Origin of the sequence: Bordetella genomosp. 6 (assembly GCF_002119705.1) — a bacterium.
In the GTDB taxonomy this organism is placed as follows: Bacteria; Pseudomonadota; Gammaproteobacteria; order Burkholderiales; family Burkholderiaceae_B; genus Bordetella; species Bordetella bronchiseptica_F.
Genome location: NZ_CP021107.1, coordinates 2605714 through 2629473, shown reverse-complemented (window position 1 = coordinate 2629473; position 23760 = coordinate 2605714). Strand labels below are relative to the sequence as shown.

The 23760-nt window shown below is 70.1% G+C and carries 20 protein-coding genes; 13 read left to right on the top strand and 7 right to left on the bottom strand.

Features of this window, described 5'->3' with window-relative positions; genetic code table 11:
• Positions 1–32: 32 nt before the first annotated feature.
• Positions 33–1388 carry a dihydroorotase gene (locus CAL11_RS12295; RefSeq protein ID WP_086093099.1) on the bottom strand — a complete coding sequence of 452 codons (1356 nt, stop codon included), beginning with the start codon at positions 1386–1388 and terminating at the stop codon, positions 33–35.
• A gap of 107 nt (positions 1389–1495) precedes the next feature.
• On the opposite strand from CAL11_RS12295, the gene CAL11_RS12290 reads away from it, so the two are divergent.
• The 9 genes from CAL11_RS12290 to CAL11_RS12250 all read left to right on the top strand — a co-directional run bounded on the left by CAL11_RS12290 (position 1496) and on the right by CAL11_RS12250 (position 13313).
• Positions 1496–2434, top strand: a complete 939-nt coding sequence (locus tag CAL11_RS12290) for a LysR family transcriptional regulator (RefSeq protein ID WP_086093098.1) — start codon at positions 1496–1498, stop codon at positions 2432–2434.
• Positions 2435–2646: 212 nt separating this feature from the next.
• Positions 2647–3738, top strand: a complete 1092-nt coding sequence (locus CAL11_RS12285) for a DUF917 domain-containing protein (RefSeq protein ID WP_086093097.1) — start codon at positions 2647–2649, stop codon at positions 3736–3738.
• Positions 3739–3747: 9 nt separating this feature from the next.
• Entirely contained in the window at positions 3748–5403 is a 1656-nt protein-coding gene (locus CAL11_RS12280) for a urocanate hydratase (RefSeq protein ID WP_086093096.1), read from the top strand.
• 23 nt (positions 5404–5426) lie between these two features.
• On the top strand, positions 5427–6614 hold the full coding sequence (locus tag CAL11_RS12275) for a CaiB/BaiF CoA transferase family protein (RefSeq protein ID WP_167382489.1): 1188 nt from the start codon (positions 5427–5429) through the stop codon (positions 6612–6614).
• Between the two features lie 11 nt (positions 6615–6625).
• Complete coding sequence (locus CAL11_RS12270) at positions 6626–7828, top strand: acyl-CoA dehydrogenase family protein (RefSeq protein ID WP_086093095.1); 1203 nt, start codon at positions 6626–6628, stop codon at positions 7826–7828.
• A gap of 8 nt (positions 7829–7836) precedes the next feature.
• Entirely contained in the window at positions 7837–8973 is a 1137-nt protein-coding gene (locus CAL11_RS12265; protein ID WP_086093094.1) for an acyl-CoA dehydrogenase family protein, read from the top strand.
• Between the two features lie 30 nt (positions 8974–9003).
• The gene (locus CAL11_RS12260; RefSeq protein ID WP_086093093.1) at positions 9004–10344 is read left to right on the top strand and encodes an MFS transporter; all 1341 of its coding nucleotides are present in this window, start codon (positions 9004–9006) and stop codon (positions 10342–10344) included.
• A gap of 32 nt (positions 10345–10376) precedes the next feature.
• Positions 10377–11516 carry an MBL fold metallo-hydrolase gene (locus tag CAL11_RS12255; RefSeq protein ID WP_244172800.1) on the top strand — a complete coding sequence of 380 codons (1140 nt, stop codon included), beginning with the start codon at positions 10377–10379 and terminating at the stop codon, positions 11514–11516.
• 108 nt (positions 11517–11624) lie between these two features.
• Complete coding sequence (locus CAL11_RS12250) at positions 11625–13313, top strand: HAL/PAL/TAL family ammonia-lyase (protein WP_086093091.1); 1689 nt, start codon at positions 11625–11627, stop codon at positions 13311–13313.
• 26 nt (positions 13314–13339) lie between these two features.
• Here CAL11_RS12250 and CAL11_RS12245 read toward each other — a convergent pair whose 3' ends face one another.
• Entirely contained in the window at positions 13340–14728 is a 1389-nt protein-coding gene (locus CAL11_RS12245) for an MATE family efflux transporter (protein ID WP_086093090.1), read from the bottom strand.
• A 188-nt stretch (positions 14729–14916) separates the two neighbouring features.
• Between CAL11_RS12245 and CAL11_RS12240 the strand changes: the two genes are divergently transcribed.
• From CAL11_RS12240 to CAL11_RS12230, 3 genes are read left to right on the top strand one after another with little or no spacing between them, the layout of a single operon-like run.
• Complete coding sequence (locus CAL11_RS12240; protein ID WP_086093089.1) at positions 14917–16773, top strand: phosphoenolpyruvate carboxykinase (GTP); 1857 nt, start codon at positions 14917–14919, stop codon at positions 16771–16773.
• 60 nt (positions 16774–16833) lie between these two features.
• Entirely contained in the window at positions 16834–17457 is a 624-nt protein-coding gene (locus tag CAL11_RS12235) for a class I SAM-dependent DNA methyltransferase (RefSeq protein ID WP_086093088.1), read from the top strand.
• Between the two features lie 53 nt (positions 17458–17510).
• Complete coding sequence (locus CAL11_RS12230) at positions 17511–17987, top strand: DNA-deoxyinosine glycosylase (RefSeq protein WP_244172953.1); 477 nt, start codon at positions 17511–17513, stop codon at positions 17985–17987.
• 45 nt (positions 17988–18032) lie between these two features.
• Here the strand turns inward: CAL11_RS12230 and CAL11_RS12225 are convergent, their stop codons facing one another.
• Positions 18033–18896, bottom strand: a complete 864-nt coding sequence (locus CAL11_RS12225; RefSeq protein WP_086093087.1) for a 3-keto-5-aminohexanoate cleavage protein — start codon at positions 18894–18896, stop codon at positions 18033–18035.
• On the bottom strand, positions 18893–19855 hold the full coding sequence (locus CAL11_RS12220; protein ID WP_086093086.1) for a 3-hydroxyacyl-CoA dehydrogenase family protein: 963 nt from the start codon (positions 19853–19855) through the stop codon (positions 18893–18895). The genes CAL11_RS12225 and CAL11_RS12220 overlap by 4 nt, the downstream gene beginning before the upstream one ends.
• Positions 19856–19970: 115 nt before the next feature.
• Between CAL11_RS12220 and CAL11_RS12215 the strand changes: the two genes are divergently transcribed.
• Positions 19971–20972: a LysR family transcriptional regulator gene (locus CAL11_RS12215; RefSeq protein ID WP_086093085.1), complete on the top strand. Its 1002-nt coding sequence runs from the start codon at positions 19971–19973 to the stop codon at positions 20970–20972.
• Here the strand turns inward: CAL11_RS12215 and CAL11_RS12210 are convergent.
• Genes CAL11_RS12210 through CAL11_RS12200 form a run of 3 tightly spaced genes read right to left on the bottom strand, consistent with a single transcriptional unit; the run spans position 20896 to position 23713 of the window.
• Complete coding sequence (locus CAL11_RS12210) at positions 20896–22188, bottom strand: TRAP transporter large permease (RefSeq protein WP_086093084.1); 1293 nt, start codon at positions 22186–22188, stop codon at positions 20896–20898. The genes CAL11_RS12215 and CAL11_RS12210 overlap by 77 nt on opposite strands.
• Positions 22181–22672: a TRAP transporter small permease gene (locus CAL11_RS12205; protein WP_086093083.1), complete on the bottom strand. Its 492-nt coding sequence runs from the start codon at positions 22670–22672 to the stop codon at positions 22181–22183. Before CAL11_RS12205 ends, CAL11_RS12210 begins: the two co-directional genes overlap by 8 nt.
• Before the next feature lie 9 nt (positions 22673–22681).
• Complete coding sequence (locus tag CAL11_RS12200; protein ID WP_086093082.1) at positions 22682–23713, bottom strand: TRAP transporter substrate-binding protein; 1032 nt, start codon at positions 23711–23713, stop codon at positions 22682–22684.
• Positions 23714–23760: the final 47 nt, after the last annotated feature.

The window sequence follows — 23760 nt, the reverse complement described above, 5'->3', positions numbered from 1 at the left end:
GGGCAAGTCTCTTGAAAAAACGCGTGGCGTCGTCATGCCTGGCGCGGACGCAGGAAGCGGCCTTCTCCCGCCTGGTTGACGATGCGCCGGCCGTCGTAGACCTGTTGGCCGCGGCACCAGGTGGCGGCCACGCGCACGGTGAATTCGCGGCCCTCGAACGAGCTCCATTGCACCGCGCTGAGGCTGCCGGCGGGGTCGAACGCGTAGCGTTCGGGAGCGAGGATGACGATGTCGGCGTCCTTGCCGACATCGAGCGACCCCTTGCGGTCGTCCAGCAGGAAATGACGCGCCGGATTATGGCACAACTGCCGCACCACCATGGACGGGGCGATGCCGTGTTCGTCGCAACCGGTCCAGAATGCGGGCAGCAGGGTCTCCAGGCCCGGGCCGCCCGACGCGTTGCGGAACACGTCGGGATTCTGCTTGCGCTCCAGGCCCCAGCTGACGTGGTCGGACGACACGAAGGTGCAGGCGTCGTTGGCGATGTGGGTCCACAGCAGGTCGACTTCGGCCTTGGGGCGGATGGGCGGGTAGTGCTTGGTGCGGGCGCCGAAGCGGCGGGTGTGTTCTTCGTGATTGAGCATCAGGTACTGGACGCAGGTTTCGATGCTGGCCTGGTGGCCGGCGCGCCGGTACATGTCGCACAGTTCGAAGCCGCGCGAGGTCGAGACGTGCACGGCATGCGCGCGCGCGCCGGTCTCGGCGCCGATCTCGTAGATCAGGGCGGTGGCCAGGTTCTCGATCAGCGGCGTGTGGGCGCGCATGAAGGCGTCCCAGCCCGTGTCGCCGGCCTCGACCATGCGGGCGATGTTCTTGCGCGTGAGTTCCTGCATCTGGTTGTGCACGCCGCAGGCCAGGCCCGACGGCGCGATCAGGCGGAACGCTTCGTACAGGTCGTCTTCGTCGATGCGCGGAAAGCGTCCCGGCGTGGCCTCGAAGGTCGAGAACTTGAACGCGCACACGCCGCCCTCGATCAGGCCGGCGGCCGCCTGCAGGCCGTGTTCGGCGTTGAGGGTGCCGAACAGCGCCACGTCCACGTGGCAGTCGCGCTCCACTTCGGCGATCTTGGCGTCCAGGTGCGCCCGCGAGGCCACCGGCTCCGGGTCGTCGTAGGGCATGTCCACCATTACCGTCACCCCGCCGGCGGCCGCGGCGCGCGAGGCATGTCCCAGGCCTTCCTGGTTGGCCTGGCTGCCCGAATGCACCTGGCCGTCGATCACCCCGGGGATGATCCACTGGCCGCGGGCGTCGACCGATTGGCGCGCCGCCGGCGGCTGGCCCGTGCCGCGCGCCGCCACGCGGCCGTCGCGCACCGCCAGCCAGGCGTCGTCCACTACCCGGCGGGGTTCCACGATATTGCCGCGCACTACCAGATCGAAATCGCTCATTGCTGTCTCCAACGCATTCTTCAAGAGGGATGCCCGCCAGTGTAGAAGTCGCATTCCAAAACGTCTTATGCTTATATGTGCATGACAATTAACATCAGGTTATTCGTATGAAGCTGAATCTGCGCCAGATCGAGGTGTTCCGGGCCATCATGCTCAGCGGGTCGATCAGCGGCGCGTCCAAGCTGCTGTTCGTCTCGCAGCCGGCGGTCAGCCGGCTGATCTCCTATACCGAGCAGCGCCTGGGCCTGATGCTGTTCCAGCGCATCAAGGGCCGCCTCTATCCCACGCCGGAGGCGCGCCGCCTGTTCAACGAGGTGACCACGCTGTATCAGAGCGTGCAGCGCGTCAACGAGGTGGCCGAAAACCTGGCCGAGAACCGGGTCGGACAGTTGCGGCTGTCGTGCAGCCCCAGCCTGGGCCAGTCGCTGATGCCGCGCGCGATCGCCGCCTTCCGGCGCGAGTTCCCGGAAGTGCGCATCGTGCTGCAGACGCTGATTCCCAGCGTGATGCTGCAATCGCTGCTGACCCAGCAGGTCGAACTGGGCGTGGCTTATATGCCCATCGACCATCCCAGCCTCGAATCGCGCGCGCTGTACGAGAACCGCTTCGTGGCGGTGCTGCCCGACGGCCATCCGCTGGCCGCGCGCGCGGAGGTGTCGGTGCGCGAGCTGGCCGGCGAGCCGTTGATCGGCTATAGCGCCGATATCCCCTTCGCCATGCTGGTGCGCGAACTGTTCGGCGACCAGGACGCCCAGCCCGAGGCGCGCATCGAGGTGCAGCAGGCGCACGTGGCCTGCGCCATGGTGCAGGCCGGCGCCGGCGTGGCGCTGGTCGACGAGATGACGGTCAAGGGGCCGATCTGGTCGGGCGTGGTGGCGATCCCCGTGGCCGAGCAGGTGAGCGCGCCGGTCAACGTCTTCCACGTGCAGCTCGAGCCGTTGTCGCGCCTGGCGCAGGAATTCATCCGCGTGCTGCGCAGCCTGGAAACCGCCGGCACGCCCACCGGCGCGGGCATGGACGATCCGGCCGGGCCTTCCCACGCCTAGGGGATATCCCTAGGGCATCGACCGCCAGGCGCGCCGCGCGCGCATGCCGCCCCAGGGAGTCGGCATTTCATTAACACGGCGTTATACATGAGGCATAAAAGGTAATACGACATTATCAATTTTCGTTCCTATGATCCCTTCGTCGCATCGCCCGGCCTGGCGCCGCCCGATGCCTGGTGAACAACCGTGATCAACGAAGAAAGGGGTATTTCATGGGAAGAATCTTGACCCTCAAGGATGTGGAGGCCGCGGTCAGGGGCGGCTCGGTGTTTGCGTGCGGGGGCGGCGGCTGGGCCGAGCACGGCCGGCAGTTGGGCACGCTGGCCGTGACCATCGGCCGTCCGGAGCTGGTGACCATGGACGAGGTGCCCGATGACGCCTGGATCGCCACCGCGGCGGCGATCGGCGCGCCGGGCGACCTGACCGATTGGGAAATGCTGGGCGTGGACTATGTCAAGGCGGCGCAGCTGGTGCAGGATGCGCTGGGCGAGCGCCTGTACGGCCTGATCATCGGCCAGAACGGCATGTCGAGCACGCTGAACGCCTGGCTGCCGTCGGCCATGCTGGGCACCAAGGTGGTGGACGCGGTGGGCGATATCCGCGCCCATCCCACCGGCGACATGGGGTCGCTGGGCCTGGCCAACAGCCCGGAGCCGATGATCCAGTGCGCGGTCGGCGGCAACCGGGCCAGCCATGCCTATATGGAGTTGACGGTGCGCGGCGCGACCGGCAAGGTCTCGCCGGTGCTGCGCAAGGCGTCCGACATGTCGGGCGGCTTCATCGCCAGTTGCCGCAATCCCATCCGCGCGAGCTATGTGCGCCGTCACGCCGCCCTCGGGGGCATCGGCATGGCGCTGGCGCTGGGCGAGGCGATCCTGGCCGCGCAGGCGCGTGGCGGCGCGGCGGTCGTGGACGCGATCTGCAAGCAGACCCATGGCGAGATCATCGGCGCCGGCAAGGTGGTGCGCAACACGCTGCAGTACACCCAGGAAGCCTTCGACATCGGCACGGTGGAAATCGGCGCAGGCGCCGGCAAGCGCGTGCTGCATGTGATGAACGAACACATGGCGGTCACCGACGGGCATGGCGAGCGCATCGCCTGCTATCCGGACGTCATCACCACCCTGGACGCCGACGGCAATCCGGTCAGCGCCGGCAAGCTGCGCGAGGGCGTGGAGGTGCGCATCCTGCACGTGCACAAGCGCCACATCCCGCTGTCCTCCAGCGTGACCGACCCGTCCGTCTACGCAGTGGTGGAGCAGGCGCTGGGCATGAACTTCACCGACTACGCACTGGCATCCTGAGGCGCGGGCATGAAACGAGAATTCAATATTCCTTCCGGCACGACGCTGCGCTGCAAGGGCTGGCGCCAGGAGGCGCTGCTGCGCCTGCTGGAGAACGTGCTCGCGGTGGGCGAGGATCCGGACAACCTGGTGGTCTACGCCGCGCTGGGCCGCGCCGCGCGCGACTGGCCGGCGCACGATGCGATGGTCAAGGCCTTGCGCGAACTGGAGGAGGACCAGACCCTGATCGTGCAGTCGGGCAAGCCCATCGGCGTGCTGCGCACCCATGCGGATGCGCCCATTGTCATCATGGCCAATTGCAACATGGTGGGGCAGTGGGCCAAGGCCGAGAATTTCTACCAGTGGGAGAAGGACAACCTGATCTGCTGGGGCGGGCTGACGGCGGGCGACTGGCAGTACATCGGTTCGCAAGGCGTGATCCAGGGCACCTACGAGATTTTCTCGCGCATCGCCGAGCGCCATTTCGACAGCGACTTGCGCGGGCGCTTCATCCTCACCGCCGGCATGGGCGGCATGGGCGGCGCGCAGCCGCTGGCCGGCCGCATGGCCAACGCCGCCATCCTGACCGTGGAAGTCAACCCCGAGCGCATCGACAAGCGCATCAAGGCGGGCTTCCTGGAAAAGCGCGCCGACACGCTGGACGAGGCGCTGGCGCTGATCCGCCAGGCGCAGGAGCGGCGCGAGCCGGTCTCGGTGGGGTTGCTGGGCAACGCCGCCGAGGTGTTCCCGGAAATCCTGGCGCGCGGCATCGTGCCCGATATCGTGACCGACCAGACCTCGGCGCACGACCTGGTCTATGGCTATATCCCGGCCGGCCATACGCTGGAGCAGGTGGCCGAGCTGCGCAAGACCGATATCGAGCGGCTGATGAACGCCAGCCGCCAGTCCATCGTGCGCCATGTGACCGCCATGCTGGGCTTCAAGGACCAGGGCGCCATCGTGTTCGACAACGGCAACCTGATCCGCACGCATGCGAAGCAGGGCGGCGTGGCGCGCGCATTCGAGATCCCGGTGTTCACCGAGGCGTTCCTGCGGCCGCTGTTCGCGCGCGCGATCGGCCCGTTCCGCTGGATCGCGCTGTCCGGCGATCCGGACGACATCCGCAAGATCGACGATTTCCTGCTCGAGCGCTTCGCCGACAACCGCATCGTGTCGAACTGGGTCCGGCTGGCGCGCCAGGAGGTGCCGTTCGAGGGCTTGCCGGCGCGCATCGCCTGGCTGGGCCACGGCGAGCGCACCGAGCTGGGGCTGCAGGTCAACAGGATGGTGCACGACGGCGAACTGAGCGGCCCCATCGCGTTCACGCGCGACCATCTGGACGCGGGCGCCATGGCGCATCCGAACATCATGACCGAGAACATGCGCGACGGCTCGGACGCCATTGCCGACTGGCCACTGCTCAACGCCATGATCAACTGCGCCTCCAGCGCGGACCTGGTGGCGATCCACTCGGGCGGCGGCGGCTACAGCGGCTACATGACCAGCGCCGGCGTGACGGTGGTGGCCGACGGTACGCCGGCGGCCGAGCGCCGCCTGTCGCTGTCGCTGACCAACGACACGGCCAGCGGGGTGCTGCGCTATGCCGACGCCGGCTACGAAGAAGCGCTGGACGAAGCGCGCGCGAAGGCGATCGGGCGCATCGACACCGCCGCGGCGGCGCGCTGACCTACGGAGCCGGGCAAACGATCATGGACAAGAAGATGCTGGAGGGCGTGCGCGTGCTGGACTTCAGCCGGGTGCTGGCCGGGCCGTACTGCACGGCCATGCTGGCCGACCTGGGGGCCGAAGTCATCAAGGTCGAGCCGCCGCACGGCGACGACCAGCGGCACATGGGCCGCATGGTCGAAGGGGAAAGCACCAATTTCGTGCTGAACAACCGGGGCAAGCACAGCCTGCGCCTGGATCTCAAGCACGAGGACGGACGCCGCATCGCGCAGGCGCTGGCCGCGCGCAGCGACGTGGTGGTCGAGAACTTCAAGCCCGGCGTGGCCGACAAGCTGGGGATCGGCTACGCGCGGCTGTCCGCCGCGACGCCGGGCCTGGTCTATTGCAGCATCTCGGGCTTCGGCCAGAGCGGTCCCAACGCGGGACGGCCTGCCTACGATGTGGTGGCGCAGGCCATGAGCGGGCTGATGAGCCTGACCGGCGAACCCGACGGCGCACCCACGCTGATCGGCGAGTCGGTCGGCGACATCTGCGCCGGCATGTTCGCCGCCTGGGGTGTGATGGCCGCGCTCTACGACCGCGAGCGTACCGGCCGCGGGCGTCACGTGGACGTGGCCATGTTCGACGCGCTGCTGGCCATGCAGCCCACGGCGCTGGCGCAGTACCTGTTCGGCGGGCCGGCGCCGGCAAGGGTGGGCAACCGCCATCCGCTCAGTTCGCCGTTCGGCGCCTATGCGGCGCGCGACGGGCACCTGGTGATCGCGGCGGCCAACGACAAGCTGTTCCAGGCGGTGGCCGATACCATCGGCTGCCCCGAGCTGCCTGCCGACCCGCGCTTTCGCAGCGACGGCCTGCGCAGCGCCCATGACGCCGAACTGCGCCAGATCATCGAGGGCTGGAGCCTGCGGCACAGCGTGGCCGAGGCCGTGTCCGCCATGACCTGCGCCGGGGTGCCGGCCGCGCCGATTCAGGACACGGCCCAGGCCGTCGACAGCAGCCAGGCCCGGGTGCGGCAGCTGACCACGCGAGCCATGCACCCGGTGCTGGGCGAGACAGCCCTGGTGGAGCAGCCGGTGCATTTCTCGGGCGTGGCGCGTGGCCGGATCGGCACGGCGCCGATGCTGGGGCAGCACAGCGAGGAGGTGCTGGCGCGCGTGCTGGGATTGGGCGGGGGGGACATCGCGGCCTTGCGCGCCGACGGTGTGATCTGAGGAGAAGAAGCATGGACATGCGGTTCACGCCGGAGGAAGAGCGCTTCCGGCTCGAGGTGCGCGAATTCATCGCGGCCCATCTGCCGGCCGATATCCGGCGCAAGGTCGAACTGGGGCTGCGCCTGGAGCGCGCCGATTTCACGCGCTGGCAGGACATCCTGGCCGCGCGCGGCTGGTACGCGGTCAATTGGCCGCAACAGTATGGCGGCCCGGGCTGGACGGCGGTGCAGAAGTACCTGTTCCAGCAGGAGTACGGCGCCCAGCCGTGCCCGCCGCTGGTGCAGTTCGGCGTCAACATGGTCGGGCCGGTCATCTATACCTATGGCAGCGAGGCGCAGAAGGCGCGCTTCCTGCCGCGCATCCTGGCCAACCAGGATTGGTGGTGCCAGGGCTATTCGGAGCCGGGCTCGGGTTCCGACCTGGCCTCGCTGAAGACCACGGCGGTGCGCGATGGCGACCACTACGTGGTCAACGGATCGAAGATCTGGACCACCTGGGCGCAATGGGCCGACTGGATGTTCGCGCTGGTGCGCACCAGCCGGGAAGAGCGGCCGCAACAGGGCATCTCGTTCCTGCTGCTGGACATGCGTTCGCCCGGCGTGAGCGTACGGCCCATCCGCATGCTCGATGGCGACGCCGAGGTCAACGAGGTGTTCTTCGACAATGTGCGCGTGCCGGTCGGGCAGCGAGTGGGCGGCGAGGGCACCGGCTGGTCCTACGGCAAGTTCCTGCTCGAGCACGAGCGTTTCGTGATCTCCGGCGTGGCGCGCTCCAAGCGCTTGCTGGCGCGCCTGAAGGCCATCGCCGCGCGGCGCCCGGACGGCCTGGGCGGCGTACTGGCCGACGACGCCGGCCTGCGGCTGCGCTTTGCCGATCTCGAAACGCAGTTGTGCGCGCTGGAGTACACCGAGCTGCGCTTTCTCGGGGCGATGAACGCCGGGCAGAGCCCGGGCAGCGCGGCATCGATCCTGAAGATCCGCGGCACCGAGATCGAGCAGGCCATCAGCGAGCTGGCCATGGATTGCATGGGCGCCGACGCCCTGGCGCTGGACGAGGCGCTGCTCGATGGCAAGGCGGACGATGCGCAGGCGCTCGGACCCGAGTTCGCGGCGGCGGCCGGCCCGCTGTATTTCAATTTGCGCAAGGTCACGATCTGGGGCGGCTCCAACGAGATCCAGCGCAATATCCTGGCCAAGCACGTGCTGGGGCTGTAGGAGCGGACATGGACTTTTCGTTGAACGAGCTGCAGCGCATGCTGCAGGACAGCGCCGAGACCTTTGCGCGCGAGCATGGCGACTTCGAGCGCCGCCGCGCCCTGATGGACGGCGATTGCGGCTACGCCGAGGAAGACTGGCGCCTGATGGCCGAGCTGGGCTGGTGCGCGGTGCTGCTGCCCGAGTCGCTGGGCGGTTTCGGCGGCGGGCCGCTGGAGGCGATGCTCATCATGGAGGCGCTGGGCAGGTCGCGCGCGACCGAGCCCTTTTTCTCGACCGCCGTGCTTGGCGCGGGCTGCCTGGCGCGCCATGGCGGCGCCGCGCAGCGCCAGGCCTGGTTGCCGGCGCTGGCGCGCGGCGAGCTGAAGATGGCATGGGCGCATACCGAGCGGGGCGCGCACGACAACCGCTATGCCGTGGCGCTGCGCGCGCACCGCGACGGCGACGGTTTCGTGCTGCAGGGCGCCAAGCATACGGTGTTCGACGCGCCCGGCGCGCATGGGTTGATCGTCTCCGCCCGCACCGCCGGCGCGGCGGGCGAGCGCGACGGGCTGACGCTGTTCCTGGTGCGCGGCGACGCGCCGGGCCTGGCGCGGCGCGACTTTCGCCGCCTCGACGGCGGCCGCGCGGCGCACCTGGCCTTCGACGGCGTACGGGTCGATGCGCAGGCCGTGCTGGGGCCGCCCGATGGCGGCGCGGACCTGATCGACGACATCCACGCGCACGGCATCGCGGCCTTGTGCGCCGAGGCGCTGGGCGCCATGCAGGCGATGCACGACGCCACGCTGGAATACCTCAAGGTGCGCCAGCAGTTCGGCCGTCCGATCGGCACGTTCCAGGCGCTGCAGCATCGCCAGGTCGACATGTATGCCGCCCTGGAGGAGGCCCGCTCGCTCACCATGGCGGCCAACATGGCGCTGGCCGACGGCCTGCCCGAGGCCGGCCGCCTGGTCTCGATGGCCAAGGTGCAGTGCGGTCGCGCGGCGCGCGTGGTGGGGCAGGGCGCCATCCAGCTGCACGGGGGCATAGGCATGACCGAGGAGCTGAGCGTGGGCGCGCATTTCAAGCGCGTCACGGTGATCGAAACGCAGTTCGGATCCAGTCGCCACCATCTGGCGCGGCTGGCCGACGCGCGCGCCGCCTGAGCGGCGCGCAAACACAAGGGGAAAACCAAAATGAAGGACGTGGCAATCAATCCGGGCGTCGGCGGCATGCCGGCGCATGGCGCGCCGGCATGCGCGGCCCAGGAGCGCTCCGGCCGCAAGGCGGTGATCGCGGCTTCGGCCGGCAACGCGCTCGAGTGGTACGACTTCACCGTCTATGCGCTGTTCGCGGTCTATATCGGCCAGAACTTCTTCCGCAACGACGACCCGGCCGTACAGTTGATGGCGTCGTTCCTGGCCTTCGGCCTGGGCTTCGTGGTGCGGCCGCTGGGCGCGCTGGTGCTCGGATCGTACGGCGACCGCGCCGGGCGCAAGGCGGCGCTGACCCTGACCATCATGCTGATGGCGCTGGGCACGCTGCTGATCGCCGCCGCGCCGCCTTATGCGGCCATCGGCGTGGGCGCGCCGCTGCTGATCGTCTGCGGCCGCGTGCTGCAGGGTTTCTCGGCCGGCGGCGAAGTCGGCGGCGCCACCGCCTTCCTGGTCGAGCATGCGCCGCAAGGCAAGCGCGGCCAGTATGCCTCGTGGCTGCAGGCCAGCATGGGCATCTCCAATCTGCTGGGGGCGCTGGTGGCCACCGTGGTCACCACCGTGCTGACCGAAGAACAGGTCGGCGAATGGGGCTGGCGCATTCCGTTCATCCTGGGGCTGGCCATCGCGCCGGTGGGCCTGTGGATGCGCCGCGCGCTGGACGAGACGCCGCATTTCCGCGAGGAGCAGGCGCGCCAGGCGCGCAGCCAGGAAAAGAACCGGACGCCGCTGCTGCGCGTCATCAGGGAGTATCCCAAGCAGCTGCTGGCGGGCATCGGCCTGTCGGTGCTGTGGGCGATCGGCCCCTATTCGCTGATCATCTTCATGCCGATCTATGTGCAGAAGAACCTCGGATTCGCCAGCTCGGAAGCGTTCCTGGCGGCCCTGATCGGCAACCTGTTCCTCATCGGCGGTTGTGTGGCGGCCGGCTCGCTGTCCGACCGCATCGGGCGGCGCGCCGTCCTGACCCTGGGCGCGGTCGTCATGCTGATTGCCGTGTATCCGCTGATGATGTGGCTCAAGGCCAACCACACGCCGTTCGCGCTGGTCGTCACCCAATCGCTGTGCTGCCTGATGGTGTCGCTGTACGTGGGGGTGGCGCCGGCCGCGCTGTCCGAGATATTCCCGACCGCGGTGCGTTCGTCGGGCATGTCCCTGTCCTACAACACGGCCGTGACCATTTTCGGCGGCTTCGCGCCCGCCATCCTGACCTGGATCACCTACACGACCGGCGTGGCGTTCGCGCCGGCGCTGTACGTGATGGGCGCCAGCGTCATCGCCCTGGCGGCCCTGTGGCTGGCGCCGCGCCGGCTTTCCGCATGAGAACGACCACAATGACAATCCGAGGAGCAAGCATGTACGCAGCAGGCATTCTTTCCCTGGCTGGCGCGCGGGTGCGCTGGCGCATGGCGGCCGCCGCGGTCGCCGTCGCGGCGGCCGCCTGGGGCGCGGCCGGGGCCGCGCAGGCCGCCGGTGCGGCCCCGGCCGCGTCGGCCAGCGCGGCGCGGCTGGTGCTGCTGGGCGTGGCCGGCGGCCCGACCTGGTATGGCGATGATTCGCCGCACGGCATTTCGTCGGCTCTGGTGGTCGACGGCAAGGCCTATATCGTCGACCTCGGCTCGGGCGCCTACCGGCAGATCCGCAAGGCCGGCATCAAGCCGGGCGACGAGCAGGCGGTGTTCTTCACCCATCTGCATACCGACCACGTCATCGACCTGGCCAACCTGCTCATGTACGACCCCAGCGCGCGGCGCCGCGCCAAGGCGTCGCTGCAGATCTTCGGGCCGGGGCGGCGCGGCGTGTTGCCGCCGCTGGCGCCCGGCATGCACGACGACGTGGTCGTGCATGCGGAAAACCCTTCGGCCGGCACGGTGGACCTGGTCGAGTCCGTGGTGGCCGGCATGGCGGCCGACCTCAACATCCGCGTGCGCCACGAAGGCGTGCCCGACGTGCGGCAGTTCTTCAAGGCGCACGACATCGCGATCCCGCCGGGCATCGTCAAGGATCCCAACGTCGATCCGGCGCCGCCCATGGAGCCGTTTCCGGTCTGGCAGGATGAGCGTGTCAAGGTCACCGCCACGCTGGTGCCGCACGGCATCGTCTACCCGAACCTGGCGTTCCGCTTCGACACGGCGGCCGGCTCGGTGGTGTTCTCCGGCGACACCGCCGTCAGCGAGAACCTGATCCGCCTGGCCAGGGGCGCGGACATTCTGGTGCACGAGGCGATCGATCCGGCCTGGATCGACCACATCGTCGGGCCCAAGCCGTGGAATGCGCGCCAACAGGCCCTGAGCCGCCAGTTGTTCGACGCGCACACGACGCCGCAGCAGGTTGGCGAGGTCGCCACGCGCGCCGGCGTCAGGCAACTGGTGCTTTCGCACCTGGTGCCGGGCAACGCCCCGCGCGAGCACTGGATGCAGGCGCAGCAGACCTTCAAGGGGCCGGTCGTGGTGGGTCACGACCTGATGCAGCTGCCGCTGGAGGCGGCGCGCTGATTGCCGGCCGGGCGCCGCCCGGCCGCCTTTTACCGGACGCCGCGCGCCCGGCGCCCCGCCATCGGCAGGGCGCCGGGCCGGCGCGCGCCGGTTCCACACGGAGTGGCGATGCAAGACAAATTCAAACAGTGCGGGCGCCGCCCGGCGGCCGTGGCGCTCGCCATCCTGGCGCTGCTTGGCGCGCCCGTGGCGGCAGGGGCCGATTGCGCGGCGGTGCGCCTGGATGGCCGTTCGCTGACCTTGCCGCAGGTGGCGCAGGTGGCGCGGCAGGGCTGTCCGGTGGAGATCGACCCGCGGGCGGCCGCGCGCGTCGAGCGGTCCCATGCGCTGCTGCTGGCGTACGCGGCCAGCGACCGGCCGGTCTATGGCCTGAACCGGGGCGTGGGCCTGAACAAGGACCAGACATTGTTCGAAGGCGGGCGGCTCTCGCCCGAAGTGCGCGCGATATCCGAGCGCTTCAATGCGACGCTGCTGCATTCGCACAGCGCGGCGTTCGGCGAGCTGGTGCCGGCCGACGTGGCGCGCGCGGCCATGCTGATCCGCCTCAATACGGCGCTGTACGGCGGAACGGGGATGCAGCCGGCGCTGGTGCGCCAGTACGCCGAATTCCTCAATCGGGACATCACGCCGGTGATGTTTGGCAACGGCTCGGTGGGCGAAGCCGATATCACCGTGCTGCCCCAGATCGGGCTGGCCATGATGGGCGAGGGCGAGGTATGGCATGGCGGCCGCCGCCAGCCCGCCGCCGAGGCGCTGCGGTCGCAGGCGCTGGCGCCGGTGCGCCCGTTCGGCAAGGATGCGCTGTCCATCGTCAGCGCCAATGCCTACGGCGCGGCGCTGGCCACGCTGGCGGCCATCGATGCCGCCCGCGCGCTGCGCCAGGCCGACGCGTTGGCGGCATTGTCGCTGGAGGCCCTGGACGGCAACCTCGCGCCCATCCTGCCGGTCACCCAGGCGCAGCGCCCCTATGACGGCCAGCGGCAGGCCGCCGCCCACATGGCGGAGCTGCTGCGCGGCAGCGCGCTGTGGTCGCCGGACGGCGCGCGCGCCTTGCAGGATCCGCTCAGCTTCCGCACCGCCAGCCAGGTCCATGGCGCGGCGCGCGACCTGCTGGAGCTGCTCGAACGGCAACTCGCGGTGCAATTGAACAGCTCGGACGACAACCCCACGGTGGCGCTGGACGTGGCGCCCGCGCAGGACGCCAGCCCGTACGAACGCCAATTCTATGTGGTCGACGGGCCGGTGCGCGGCGCCGTGCTGCCCAGCGCCGGCTTCGACCCGAGCGCCTGGGCCCAGCCATTGCAGGGGCTGGCGGTTGCGCTGTCGCAGGTGGCGCAATTGTCGGCCCAGCGCACGCTGCGCCTGACCGATCCGGCCTTCACGCGCCTGCCGCGCTTTCTCAGCCCCGGCGGCGGCGCCATCGGCTACGGTCCGATCCAGAAGACGGCCTCGTCGCTGGCCACCCAGGTGCGCGCGCTGTCGGCGCCGGTGCTGACCGACGTGCAGCCGCAGACCGGCAACATCGAGGACGTGGGCACCAATGCGCCGCTGGTGGGCCAGCGGGTGGCGGCGCAACTGGGGCATTTGCGCACCCTGCTGGCGGTGGAGCTGCTGCACGCGTCGCAGGCCATCGACCTGCGCCAGCGCGACGGCGGCCCGCGCGCGCTGGGCGCGGGCACGGGCCGGTTGTGGCGGGATTTCCGCGCGGTGGTGCCGTTCCTGGCGCGGGACCGGCGCAACGACCTGGATATCGTCGCGGCGGAGCATTTTCTGGCCGGCGTGCCCGAACGCCCGTGACCGACGCCCAGGCGGGGCGGGGCGCCTCAGGCAGGCGCGCGCCGCAGCAGCCCCACGCGGTCGCGGCGCAGCCAGCGCTGCATCATGAGCACGGCGACCAGCGCCAGGCCGATGGCCAGCCCGCTCCAGATGCCCACGCCGCGCCAGCCGGCCCAGAACGCCAGCGCCGCGCCGCTGGGCAGGCCCACGCCCCAATAGCCGAGCGCCGCGTACAGCATGGGCACGCGGGTGTCGTGCAGGCCGCGCAGCATGCCGGCGCCCAGCACCTGCGCGCCATCGACGATCTGGAAGAGGGCGGCGACCGCCAGGTAGGCGGTGGCCAGCCGCAGCACCTGGGCATTGGCGGGGTCGCCGATGTCCAGGAAGGCCGACACCAGCAGGCCAGGAGCCAGCAGCATCAGCGCGGCGGCGATCACCATGCTGCCGATGCCCAGGGAGAACGCGCACCAGCCGGCGCGCGCGACCTGGTCGGGCTGGCGCGCGCCGTGCGCGTGTCCCACGCGCACCGTGGCCGCCTGGGCGATGCCGTAGGGGACCATGAAGGTGACGCCGGCGATCTGGATCGCTACCGCGTGGGCGGCCAGTTCCGGCTCGCCCAGCCAGCCCATCAGGAAGGCCGCGGCGTTGAAGATGGTGACTTCGAACGCGGTGGCCGCGCCGATCGGCAGGCCCAGCTTCCAGAACTCGGCCAGGCGCTGCCAGTCCGGTTGCCAGAAACCGCCGAACAGATGGTAGCGCCGGAAGCGGCGGTCGAGGCAGACCACGCCGACCATGCCCAGGAACAGGCCCAGCGTGGCCAGCGCGCTGGCCAGGCCGGCGCCCACCAGGCCCAGCGCCGGCGCGCCCAGGTTGCCGAACACCAGCACCCAGTTGCCGAAGACGTTCAGCACGATCGCGGCCAGCGCGATCAGGAAGGCCGAGCGCGGGCGCTGCAGCGCCGCCACGAACGAGCGCAGCACCAGGAAGCCCAGGAAGGGCGGCATGGCCCACATCAGCGCGCGCAGGTAGGTGCCGGCCTGCGCGGCCAGTTCGGGCGGCTGGTCGATGGCCAGCAGGATCGCTTCGCCGTGCCACAGCAGCAGGCAGCCCGGCACCGAATAGATCACCGCGGTCCACAGGCCCTGGCGCACGGTACGCCGCACGTCGCGCACGGCGTTGCCGCGCCGGCCCAGCGCATGCGCGACCATGGGCGCGGTGGCCGCGACCAGGCCCAGGCCGAAGAATTCGATGGCGGTGAACAGGTTGGCGCCCAGCGCGCTGGCGGCCAGCGCCTGCGATCCGAGCCGGCCGATGAAGATCACATCGGTAACAGTCATGGCCATTTGTGCCAGGTTGGTCAGCACCAGCGGCAGGCTGAGCGCCAGCGTGGCGGCGAGCTCGCGCTTCCAGGCGGCGCGGGCTGTCGATTGGGGCATGCGCCCTCCCATTGATTTTGAATCGGGATATTACCTTTTTTCCTAGGGTAAACCCGGGTTTGTCCCCGGCTCATGCAACTGGCCGAGTTGGTGGGGCCGGAGGTCGCAAGTATGATGAGGCCCATCCCAATGCCGCTGGCCCGGCCATGGCCCGGCCAGTGTTCGTTACACCGCAGGAGACCCTACCGATGAACAAGCCATCCGAAGTCAAACCCGTCGCGCTGAACGTGCCCGACTACGTCAAGCACAGCGGGTTGATCGCGTGGGTGGAACGGATCGCTGCCCTGACCAAGCCGGACCGCGTGGTGTGGTGCGACGGCTCGCAGGAGGAATACGACCGCCTGTGCGAACAGATGGTCCAGGCTGGCACGATGCGCCGCCTCAACCCGGCCAAGCGCGCCAACTCGTACCTGGCGTGCTCGGATCCCTCGGACGTGGCGCGCGTGGAAGACCGCACCTTCATCTGTTCCGAGCGCGAGGAAGACGCCGGCCCCACCAACAACTGGGCCGCCCCGCAGGCCATGCGCGAGACGCTCGGCGGCCTGTTCGACGGCGCGATGCGCGGCCGCACCATGTATGTGGTGCCGTTCTCGATGGGGCCGCTGGGTTCGCCCATCGCCCACATCGGCGTGGAGCTGAGCGACAGCCCCTATGTGGTGGTGAACATGCGCATCATGACGCGCATGGGCCGCAAGGTCTTTGACGTGCTGGGCAGCGACGGCGCCTTCGTGCCGTGCGTGCACAGCGTGGGCATGCCGCTGGCCGAAGGGCAGCAGGACGTGGCCTGGCCGTGCAACCCCACCAAGTACATCGTGCACTATCCGGAGACGCGCGAGATCTGGAGCTTCGGTTCGGGCTACGGCGGCAACGCGCTGCTGGGCAAGAAGTGCTTCGCGCTGCGCATCGCCTCGACCATGGGCCGCGACGAGGGCTGGCTGGCCGAGCACATGCTGATCCTGGGCGTGACCTCGCCCAAGGGCCGCAAATACCACGTGGCCGCGGCGTTCCCGTCGGCCTGCGGCAAGACCAACTTCGCGATGCTGATCCCGCCGCACGGCATGGACGGCTGGAAGGTCACCACCATCGGCGACGACATCGCCTGGATCAAGCCGGGCCCGGATGGCCGGCTGCACGCCATCAACCCCGAGGCGGGCTACTTCGGCGTGGCGCCGGGCACCAGTGAGAAGACCAACTTCAATGCCATGGCCACGCTCAAGGCCAACGTGATCTTCACCAACGTGGCGCTGACCGACGACGGCGACGTGTGGTGGGAAGGCATGACCGACACGCCGCCGGCGCACCTGATCGACTGGCAGGGCCAGGACTGGACGCCGGCCATCGCCGCCGAGACCGGCCGCAAGGCCGCGCATCCGAACGCCCGCTTCACGGCGCCGGCCGCGCAGTGCCCGTCCATCGACCCCGAATGGGAAAACCCCAAGGGCGTGGCGATCGACGCCTTCATCTTCGGCGGGCGCCGCTCGACCACCGTGCCGCTGGTCACCGAGGCGCGCAACTGGGTCGAGGGCGTCTACATGGCCGCCACCATGGGCTCGGAGACCACCGCGGCCGCGGCCGGCCAGCAAGGCGTGGTGCGGCGCGACCCGTTCGCCATGCTGCCGTTCTGCGGCTACAACATGAGCGACTACTTCGGCCACTGGCTCAAGCTGGGCCGCCGCCTCGAAGAGCTGGGCGCCACGCTGCCGCGCATTTACTGCGTCAACTGGTTCCGCAAGGGGCCGGACGGCAAGTTCGTCTGGCCGGGCTTCGGCGAGAACATGCGCGTGCTGCGCTGGATGCTGGGCCGCCTGGATGGGCAGGCCGGCGGGGTCGACCAGGTGTTCGGCATCTCGCCTGCCTACGGCGATATCGACTGGACCGGGCTGGAATTCAGCCCGGACAAGTTCGAGCAGGTCATCTCGGTGGACCTGCCGGCATGGCGCGCCGAGCTGGCGCTGCACGACGAACTGTTCACCCAGCTGGCCGCGCGTCTGCCCGAGGACCTGCCGATGACGCGCACCGCCATCGAGCGGCGCATGGCGGCCTGAGGTCCGGCCGGCGCGGCGTTGCGGCGCCGCGCCGGCGCCGCTTTGCGGCACAATCGCGTCATGACCTTGACTTCCGACGACCTGCGCCAGATCGCGGCGCTGACGCTGGCCCACTACGACGACAACGCCGTTTCGTTCGAGGTGGGCACGCGCGACCACGACGTGAGCCAGAATATCGCGGCCCTGCTGCGCCATATACAGGGCGATCCGCCGTATACCATCCTGGACTTCGGCTGCGGCCCGGGCCGCGACCTCAAGACGTTCGCGGCGCTGGGGCACGCTGCCGTCGGCCTGGACGGCGCGGCGCACTTCGTGGCCATGGCGCGGCAGGCCAGCGGCTGCGAAGTGTGGCAGCAGGATTTCCTGCGGCTGGCGCTGCCGGCCGGTCGTTTCGACGGCATCTTCGCCAACGCGTCGCTGTTTCACGTGCCGACGCAGGAACTGCCGCGCGTGCTGGGCGAGCTGCGCGACACGCTCAAGCCGGGCGGCGTGCTGTTCTGCTCCAACCCGCGCGGCGGCAACGAAGAGGGCTGGTCGCGCGGACGCTATGGCGTGTGGCATGACTGGGAGTCCTGGCGCGCGCTGCTGGAAGCCGCCGGTTTCCAGGCCCTGGAGCACTATTACCGGCCCGCCGGACTGCCGCGCGAGCAGCAGCAATGGCTGGCCAGCGCATGGCGCAGGTAGCGGGGTTCGCGGCCCTGGCGCGCGCCGACGCGCGCGTGCTGGTGCTGGGCAGCATGCCGGGCGTGGCCTCGCTGCGGGCGCAGCAGTACTACGCGCATCCGCGCAATGCCTTCTGGCCGATCGCCGCCGAGCTGTTCGGCGTGGACGCCGCGCTGCCATACGCGCGCCGCGTGCAGGCCCTGCAGCGGGCCGGCGTGGCCCTGTGGGATGTGCTGCAGGCTTGCGAGCGCCCGGGCAGCCTGGACGCCGCCATCGTCGCCGGCAGCGTGCATCCCAACGATTTCCAGGCCTTCTTCGCCGCGCATCCGGACATCGCCTGTGTGGGTTTCAACGGCGCGGCCGCGGCCGCGCTGTACCGCCGCCACGTGCTGCCGCGCCTGCACGGCCTGGCGCACCTGCGCTACGTCGCGCTGCCGTCCACCAGCCCGGCGCACGCGGCGATGGATTTCGCCGCCAAGCTGCGGGCCTGGCGCGCCATCGCGCCGGCGTCATCCGACCCTTTGGCGTGTCTGTCCCGGCATGGGAACTGACCTCTGCGGCGGCGTGCCTGTCCACACTGGGACAGGCACCGCTGGCTACCCCAGCCGCCCGTAGATCTCGCGCGCCTGCGCGGCGGTGGCGATGGGCCGGCCCAGCACGCGGCCGGCCTGCGCGGCCTGGGCCACCAGGGCCGCGTTGCCCGGGGCGGTCGCGCCGTCGCTCAGCTTGAGGTTGTTCTCGAAGCCCACCCGCATATGGCCGCCGAACGCGGCCGCGGTGGCCACGCAGGCGTTCTCCTCGCGCCCGAAGGCGCAGACGGCCCAGGGCAGCGAGCCGTCGTAGACTTCGAGAAAGGGCAGCAGGTCGCGTGGCGAGGACACCTGGCCGGCCGCGTAGCGGCCCAGCACGAACAGTACCGACCAGGCGCCCTCGGGCGCCAGGCCGCGCGCGCGCAGCGCCTGCCACTTGGCCACGTCGGCGGCGTCGTACAGGATGATCTGCGCCATGATGCGTTCGGCCGCGACCCAGGCCAGGAAGTCGGCCAGCTCGCGTTCCGGGATATTGGGCACGGCGATTTCGCGCAGGCCCATCGAGACGGCCTCGGGGCGCAGTTCGCGCACCATGGCCATCTGCTCGGCGGCGCGGTAGACGCCGGCCGCCTCGCTGGTGACCTGCACCAGCAGTCGGTCGCCGACGGCCTGGCGCACCGCCGCCAGCGCCTCGCGGTAGGCCGCCACGTCCAGCGAGTGGCGGCCCTCGGGGGTGCGCACATGCATGTGCATCATGGCCGCGCCGGCGTCCAGGCAGGCGCGCGCCTCGGCCGCCAGCGCCGCCGCCGTCAGCGGCACGGCGGGGTGGTCGGCGGCGGTCTTGTAGGCGCCGTTGGGCGCCACCGTGACGATCAGGGGCGAGTCGGCCAGCGCGGCCTGCGCGCCCGCGGCGAACGGCGACGGGCTCATGGCTGGATCTCCGGCAGCTCGGCGGCCAGCAGGTCCAGCCCGGCGCGCAGCAGGCGGTCGTAGCGGGCGCGCTCGGCGGCGATGGTATCGGGCGTCCATGCATAGAACCCCGTGCCGGCCTTCATGCCGTGGCGGCCGTCGGCGGCGCGCTCGGTCAGGCAGCGCGCCGGCGTATCGGCGTTGCAGAAGGTCGGATACATGGTGGCGCCGGCGGCCGCGTGCACGTCGATGCCGGCGTGGTCGCGCTGCATGACCGGGCCGGCGGCCAGGAAGCGGAAACCGAAGCCGAAGCGCACCGCCGCGTCCACGTCCTCGGGCGAGGCGATGCCGCGGTCGATGAGATCGAAGGCTTCGCGCGACAGGGCATGCTGCAGGCGGTTGGCCAGAAAGCCCGGCAGGTCCTGCGCGACCTTGACCGGCACCATGCCGCAGCGGCGCATGAAGGCGATCAGGACGTCGGCGCGGGCCGGATCGCTGGCTTCGCACAGCACCACCTCGACCAGCGGCACCAGGTGCGCCGGCATGAAGAAGTGCAGGCCCAGCATGCGTTCGCGCGTGGGCAGGCCGGCGCCGATGGCGCTGATCGGGAAGCTGGAGCTGTTGCTGGCCAGGATGGCGTGGGCCGGCGCGCGGCGCGCCAGCTCGGCGAACAGCGCCTGCTTGATGTCCAGGCGCTCGGGAACGCACTCGATCACCAGGCCGACCGAATCCCATTCGACCGCGTCCAGGCCGGGCACGACCGTGATGTGCGCGGCGCCCTCGGCGCGGCCGGCCTGCGCCAGGTTGTCGGCGGCGCGGCGCGGCAGCGCGGCGGCGCGCCCGGCGTCGGGTTCCACCACCGTGGTGCGGCACAGCGCGCGGGCCAGCACCACCGCCACGTCGGCGCCCATGGTGCCGCCGCCGATGACGACCGCATGGCTGGCGCCGGGACGGCCCAGCGCGGAATCGGGAGAGCTCATGTTGTTCCTTTCTCGCAGGAGTGTTCGCAATGCCAGCCAGTGTAGGGAAACGGCTTTGATTGATGAATCAGATTTTTTGGATAGAATGATCGATAAAATAGATCAGTGGGGCGCCATGAAAATCAATCTGTCCATGCGCGATATCGAGACCACCCTGGTGCTGGGCCGCACGCTCAATTTCCGGCAGGCGGCGGCGCAGCTGCACCTGTCGCAATCGGCCCTGTCGACCCAGGTGCTGCGCATCGAGGAGGCGCTGGGCGTGCGCCTGTTCGACCGCACCACGCGCACTGTGCGGCTGACGGCCGCCGGCGAAGTCTTCATGCAGCAGGCCGCGTCGCTGCAGGTGGCGTTTCGCGAGGCCATCGACGCGGTCAGCGGCATCGCCAGCGCCGAGCACGGCCAGGTGGCGGTGGCGGCGCTGCCGTCGCTGGCCGCGCGCCTGCTGCCGCGGGTGCTGATGGCGTACCGGCAGGCCCATCCCGGGGTGGCGCTGAAAGTGCACGACACGCTGTCGGGCCCGGCGTTCGACCTGGTGCGCGCCGGCGAAGTCGATTTCGCGCTGACCGCGGCGGATCCGCAGCAGGCGGACCTGCACTACGTGCCCATGATGTCCGACAGCTTCATCCTGCTGATTCCGCAGGACCATGCGCTGGCGCGCGGCAAGGGGCCGCTGCGCTGGGTCGACACGCTGGCGGCGCCGCACGTGTCGATGGTGCATCCGAGCAGCGTGCGGCAGTACACGGAGTGGGCCTTCCTGCAGAACCGCATCCGCTTCCAGCCGGCCTTCGAGGCCGAGCACCTGGCCACCATCGTCGCCATGGTCGAATGCGGCTTCGGCGTGGCGGCCCTGCCGGAGATCGCCGCCGCGGCGGTGGCGCACAGCGGCATCGTCGAGCGCGCGCTGACCGGGCCGGTGGCCGAGCGCTCCATCGGCCTGGTGACCTCGCGCAACCGCACCCTGTCGCCGGCGGCGGCCGCGCTGGTGGCGCAGCTGCGCGAGCACCTGGCCGCCTCGGCGTACAAGCCCGCGCCGGCCGTCCCTAGCGCACGAACGACGGCAGCAGGAGCGAGATCGAGGGAAACAGCACCAGTATCGCCAGGCGCACCACGTCGCTGACGACGAACGGCATGACGCCGCGGAATATCGTGGGCGTGGACACGCCGGGCAGCAGTCCGCGCAGCACGAACACGTTCATGCCGAAGGGCGGGGTGATGAAACTGATCTCGGTGACCACCACCACGATGATGCCGAACCAGATCAGGTCGAAGCCCAGGCTTTGCACCAGCGGATAGAACACCGGCACCGTCAGCAGGATCATGGACATGCTCTCCAGCACGCAGCCCAGCACGATGTAGATGACGCAGATGGCCAGGATCACCGTCAGCGGGCTGAGCTGGTGGCGGGCGACCACGTCCAGCAGGTCCTGCGGCAGCGAGGTGAAGTTGATGAAATTGGCCAGCATCAGCGCGCCTATCATCACCACGAAGATCATGCCGGTGGTCTTGGCCGATTCGACCACCACGTCCAGGAAGCGGCGCCACGTCATGGCGCGCCGGCTGCAGGCGAACAGGAAGCTGAGGAAGGCGCCCACGCCGGCGGCCTCGGCCGGCGTGAACAGGCCGCCGTAGATGCCGCCCAGCAGCATGCCGATCAGCGCCAGCACCATCCAGACCTGCCGCAGCGCGTGCAGGGTATGCGCCCAGGTGCTGCGCGGGCCGCGCGGGCCGGCGGCCGGGTCGCGGCGCACGACCCAGGCCACGGCCGCCATGTAGCACAGGATCGCCAGCACGCCGGGCAGCACGCCGGCGGCGAACATCTTGCCGATGCTCTGTTCGGTCAGCAGGCAATACACCACCATGATGATGGAGGGCGGGATCAGCACGCCCAGCGTGCCGCCGGCGGCGATCGAGCCGGCCGCCAGCTTCTCGCTGTAGCCCATGCGGCGCATTTCCGGATAGGCGACCTTGGCCATCGTCGCCGCGGTCGCCAGGCTGGAGCCGCAGATGGCGCCGAAACCGCCGCAGGCCGCGATGGTGGACATCGCCAGGCCGCCGCGCCGATGGCCCAGCAGCGCGTGGGCGGCGGCGTACAGTTCGCGCGACATGCGCGACTCGGTGACGAAGTTGCCCATCAGGATGAACAGCGGCAGCACCGACAGCAGGTACTGGAAGCCGCTTTCGTAGATCACCGAGCCGGCCATGGCGTAGGCGGGCGGCCAGCCGCGCAGCAGGCCCAGGCCGACGAAGCCGACCAGCGCCATGGCGAAGGCCACGGGCACGCGCATGAAAACCAGCGCCAGCATGGCGCCCAGGGCGGACAGGGATTCAATCATCTTGGTTCGGTTCCGGCGGCGTAGCGGCAGGCCCGACCAGGGCCGCCAGCCGGTAGGCGGCGTCCAGGGCCAGCAGCGCCGCCATGGCGTACACGAAGGGTGCCAGGGGAATGTTGAGCATGGGTGTCATGTCGCCGTAGTCGGCGGTGCTCTGCGCCTTGCGCAGCGCCACCCAGGCCAGGCAGGCGCTGACCGTCAGCGACAGCAGGCCGGCCACGCAGTCCTGCGCGCGCAGGGTCGCGGGCGAGAACAGGTGGCTGAAGCTGTCGACCGTAATGTGGCCGCGCGCGCGGGTCACCAGCGGGATGCTGGCGAAGATCACCGCCACCATCAGCAGCTCGACCATCTCGACCGTGCCGGTGATGGGACGGTTGAGCAGGTAGCGCCCGGTGGCGTCGGCCACCGTCAGCAGGCTCATGCCGCACAGGCTGACGACCACGATGGCGCGCAGCAGGGCCGTGACGGCCCGGTCCAGGATCCGCATGGCGCGCGCTCAGCGTTGCTGGTCCAGCTGCTTGATCTCGGCGCGGAACGACGCCAGCGCGGCGGGCCCGTCGATGCCCTTGGCCTTGGCCGCGTCCAGCCATGCCTGCTCGAACCCCTTGGTGCGTTCGCGCACGGCTTCGACCAGCGCGTCGTCGGCCTTGACGAGCTCGATCTCGCCGCCTTCGAGCACCTTGCGCGCGGCCGCGTCGTGCGTGTCCCAGGCGCGTCCGGCCAGCTCGGCCAGGTGGCGGCCCGACAGGCGCACCAGCGTGTCCTGGTCCTGCTTGGACAGGCGTGCGAAGGCGTCGCGGTTGATGATGACCGCGTGCGTGTCCGAGTACAGGCCGCCGGGGAATTCGGTCGCGTGCCTGATGATGCTGTCCAGCTTGAACGACACCAGCGATTCGGCCGGGAAGAACACGCCGTCGGCCACGCCGGTGCTGAGCAGTTCGTACGACTCGGGCGCCGGCTTGGCGATGGGGCTGGCGCCCAGCGCCTTGGCCACGTCGGCCGCCATGCCGCCGCCGACGCGGATCTTCAGGCCCTGGAAGTCGCCGATCTGCTTGACCGGCTTGCTGGTGGTGAAGGCGATGCCCGGGCCGTGCGCATAGATGCCCAGCAGGCGCACGCCCTTGTGCTCGTCGGCCTTGAGCAGGTACTTCTCGTAGGTGTCCCAGGCGGCGATGGAGCGCGAGGTCGCGGTGTCGCCCGAGAACGGCAGCACGGCGAACTTGGTCAGCTGGAAGCGCCCGGGGTAATAGGCGTGCGAGACGAAGGTCACGTCGACCAGGCCATCGCGCACCGCGTCGAAGTGGCCGGCCGGGTTGGTGACCGCCTTGGGCAGCAGGCGCAGCGTCACGCGCCCATCGGTGGCCTTGCGGATTTCCTCGCCCCAGGGCATGAGGAAGTCCGCCACGACGGCGTGGGTGGGCGGCAGCCAGCTCGACAGGGTGAGCTCGACCGGCTTTTGCGCCATGGCGGGGGCCGAGCCCGCAAGGCCAAGGGCGAACAGGGCGGCGGCGAGGGTCTTGTGCATCATGTCTCCTTGTTTTATGGGGGGGCGCGCCAGGCGGCGGGCCGTTGGTG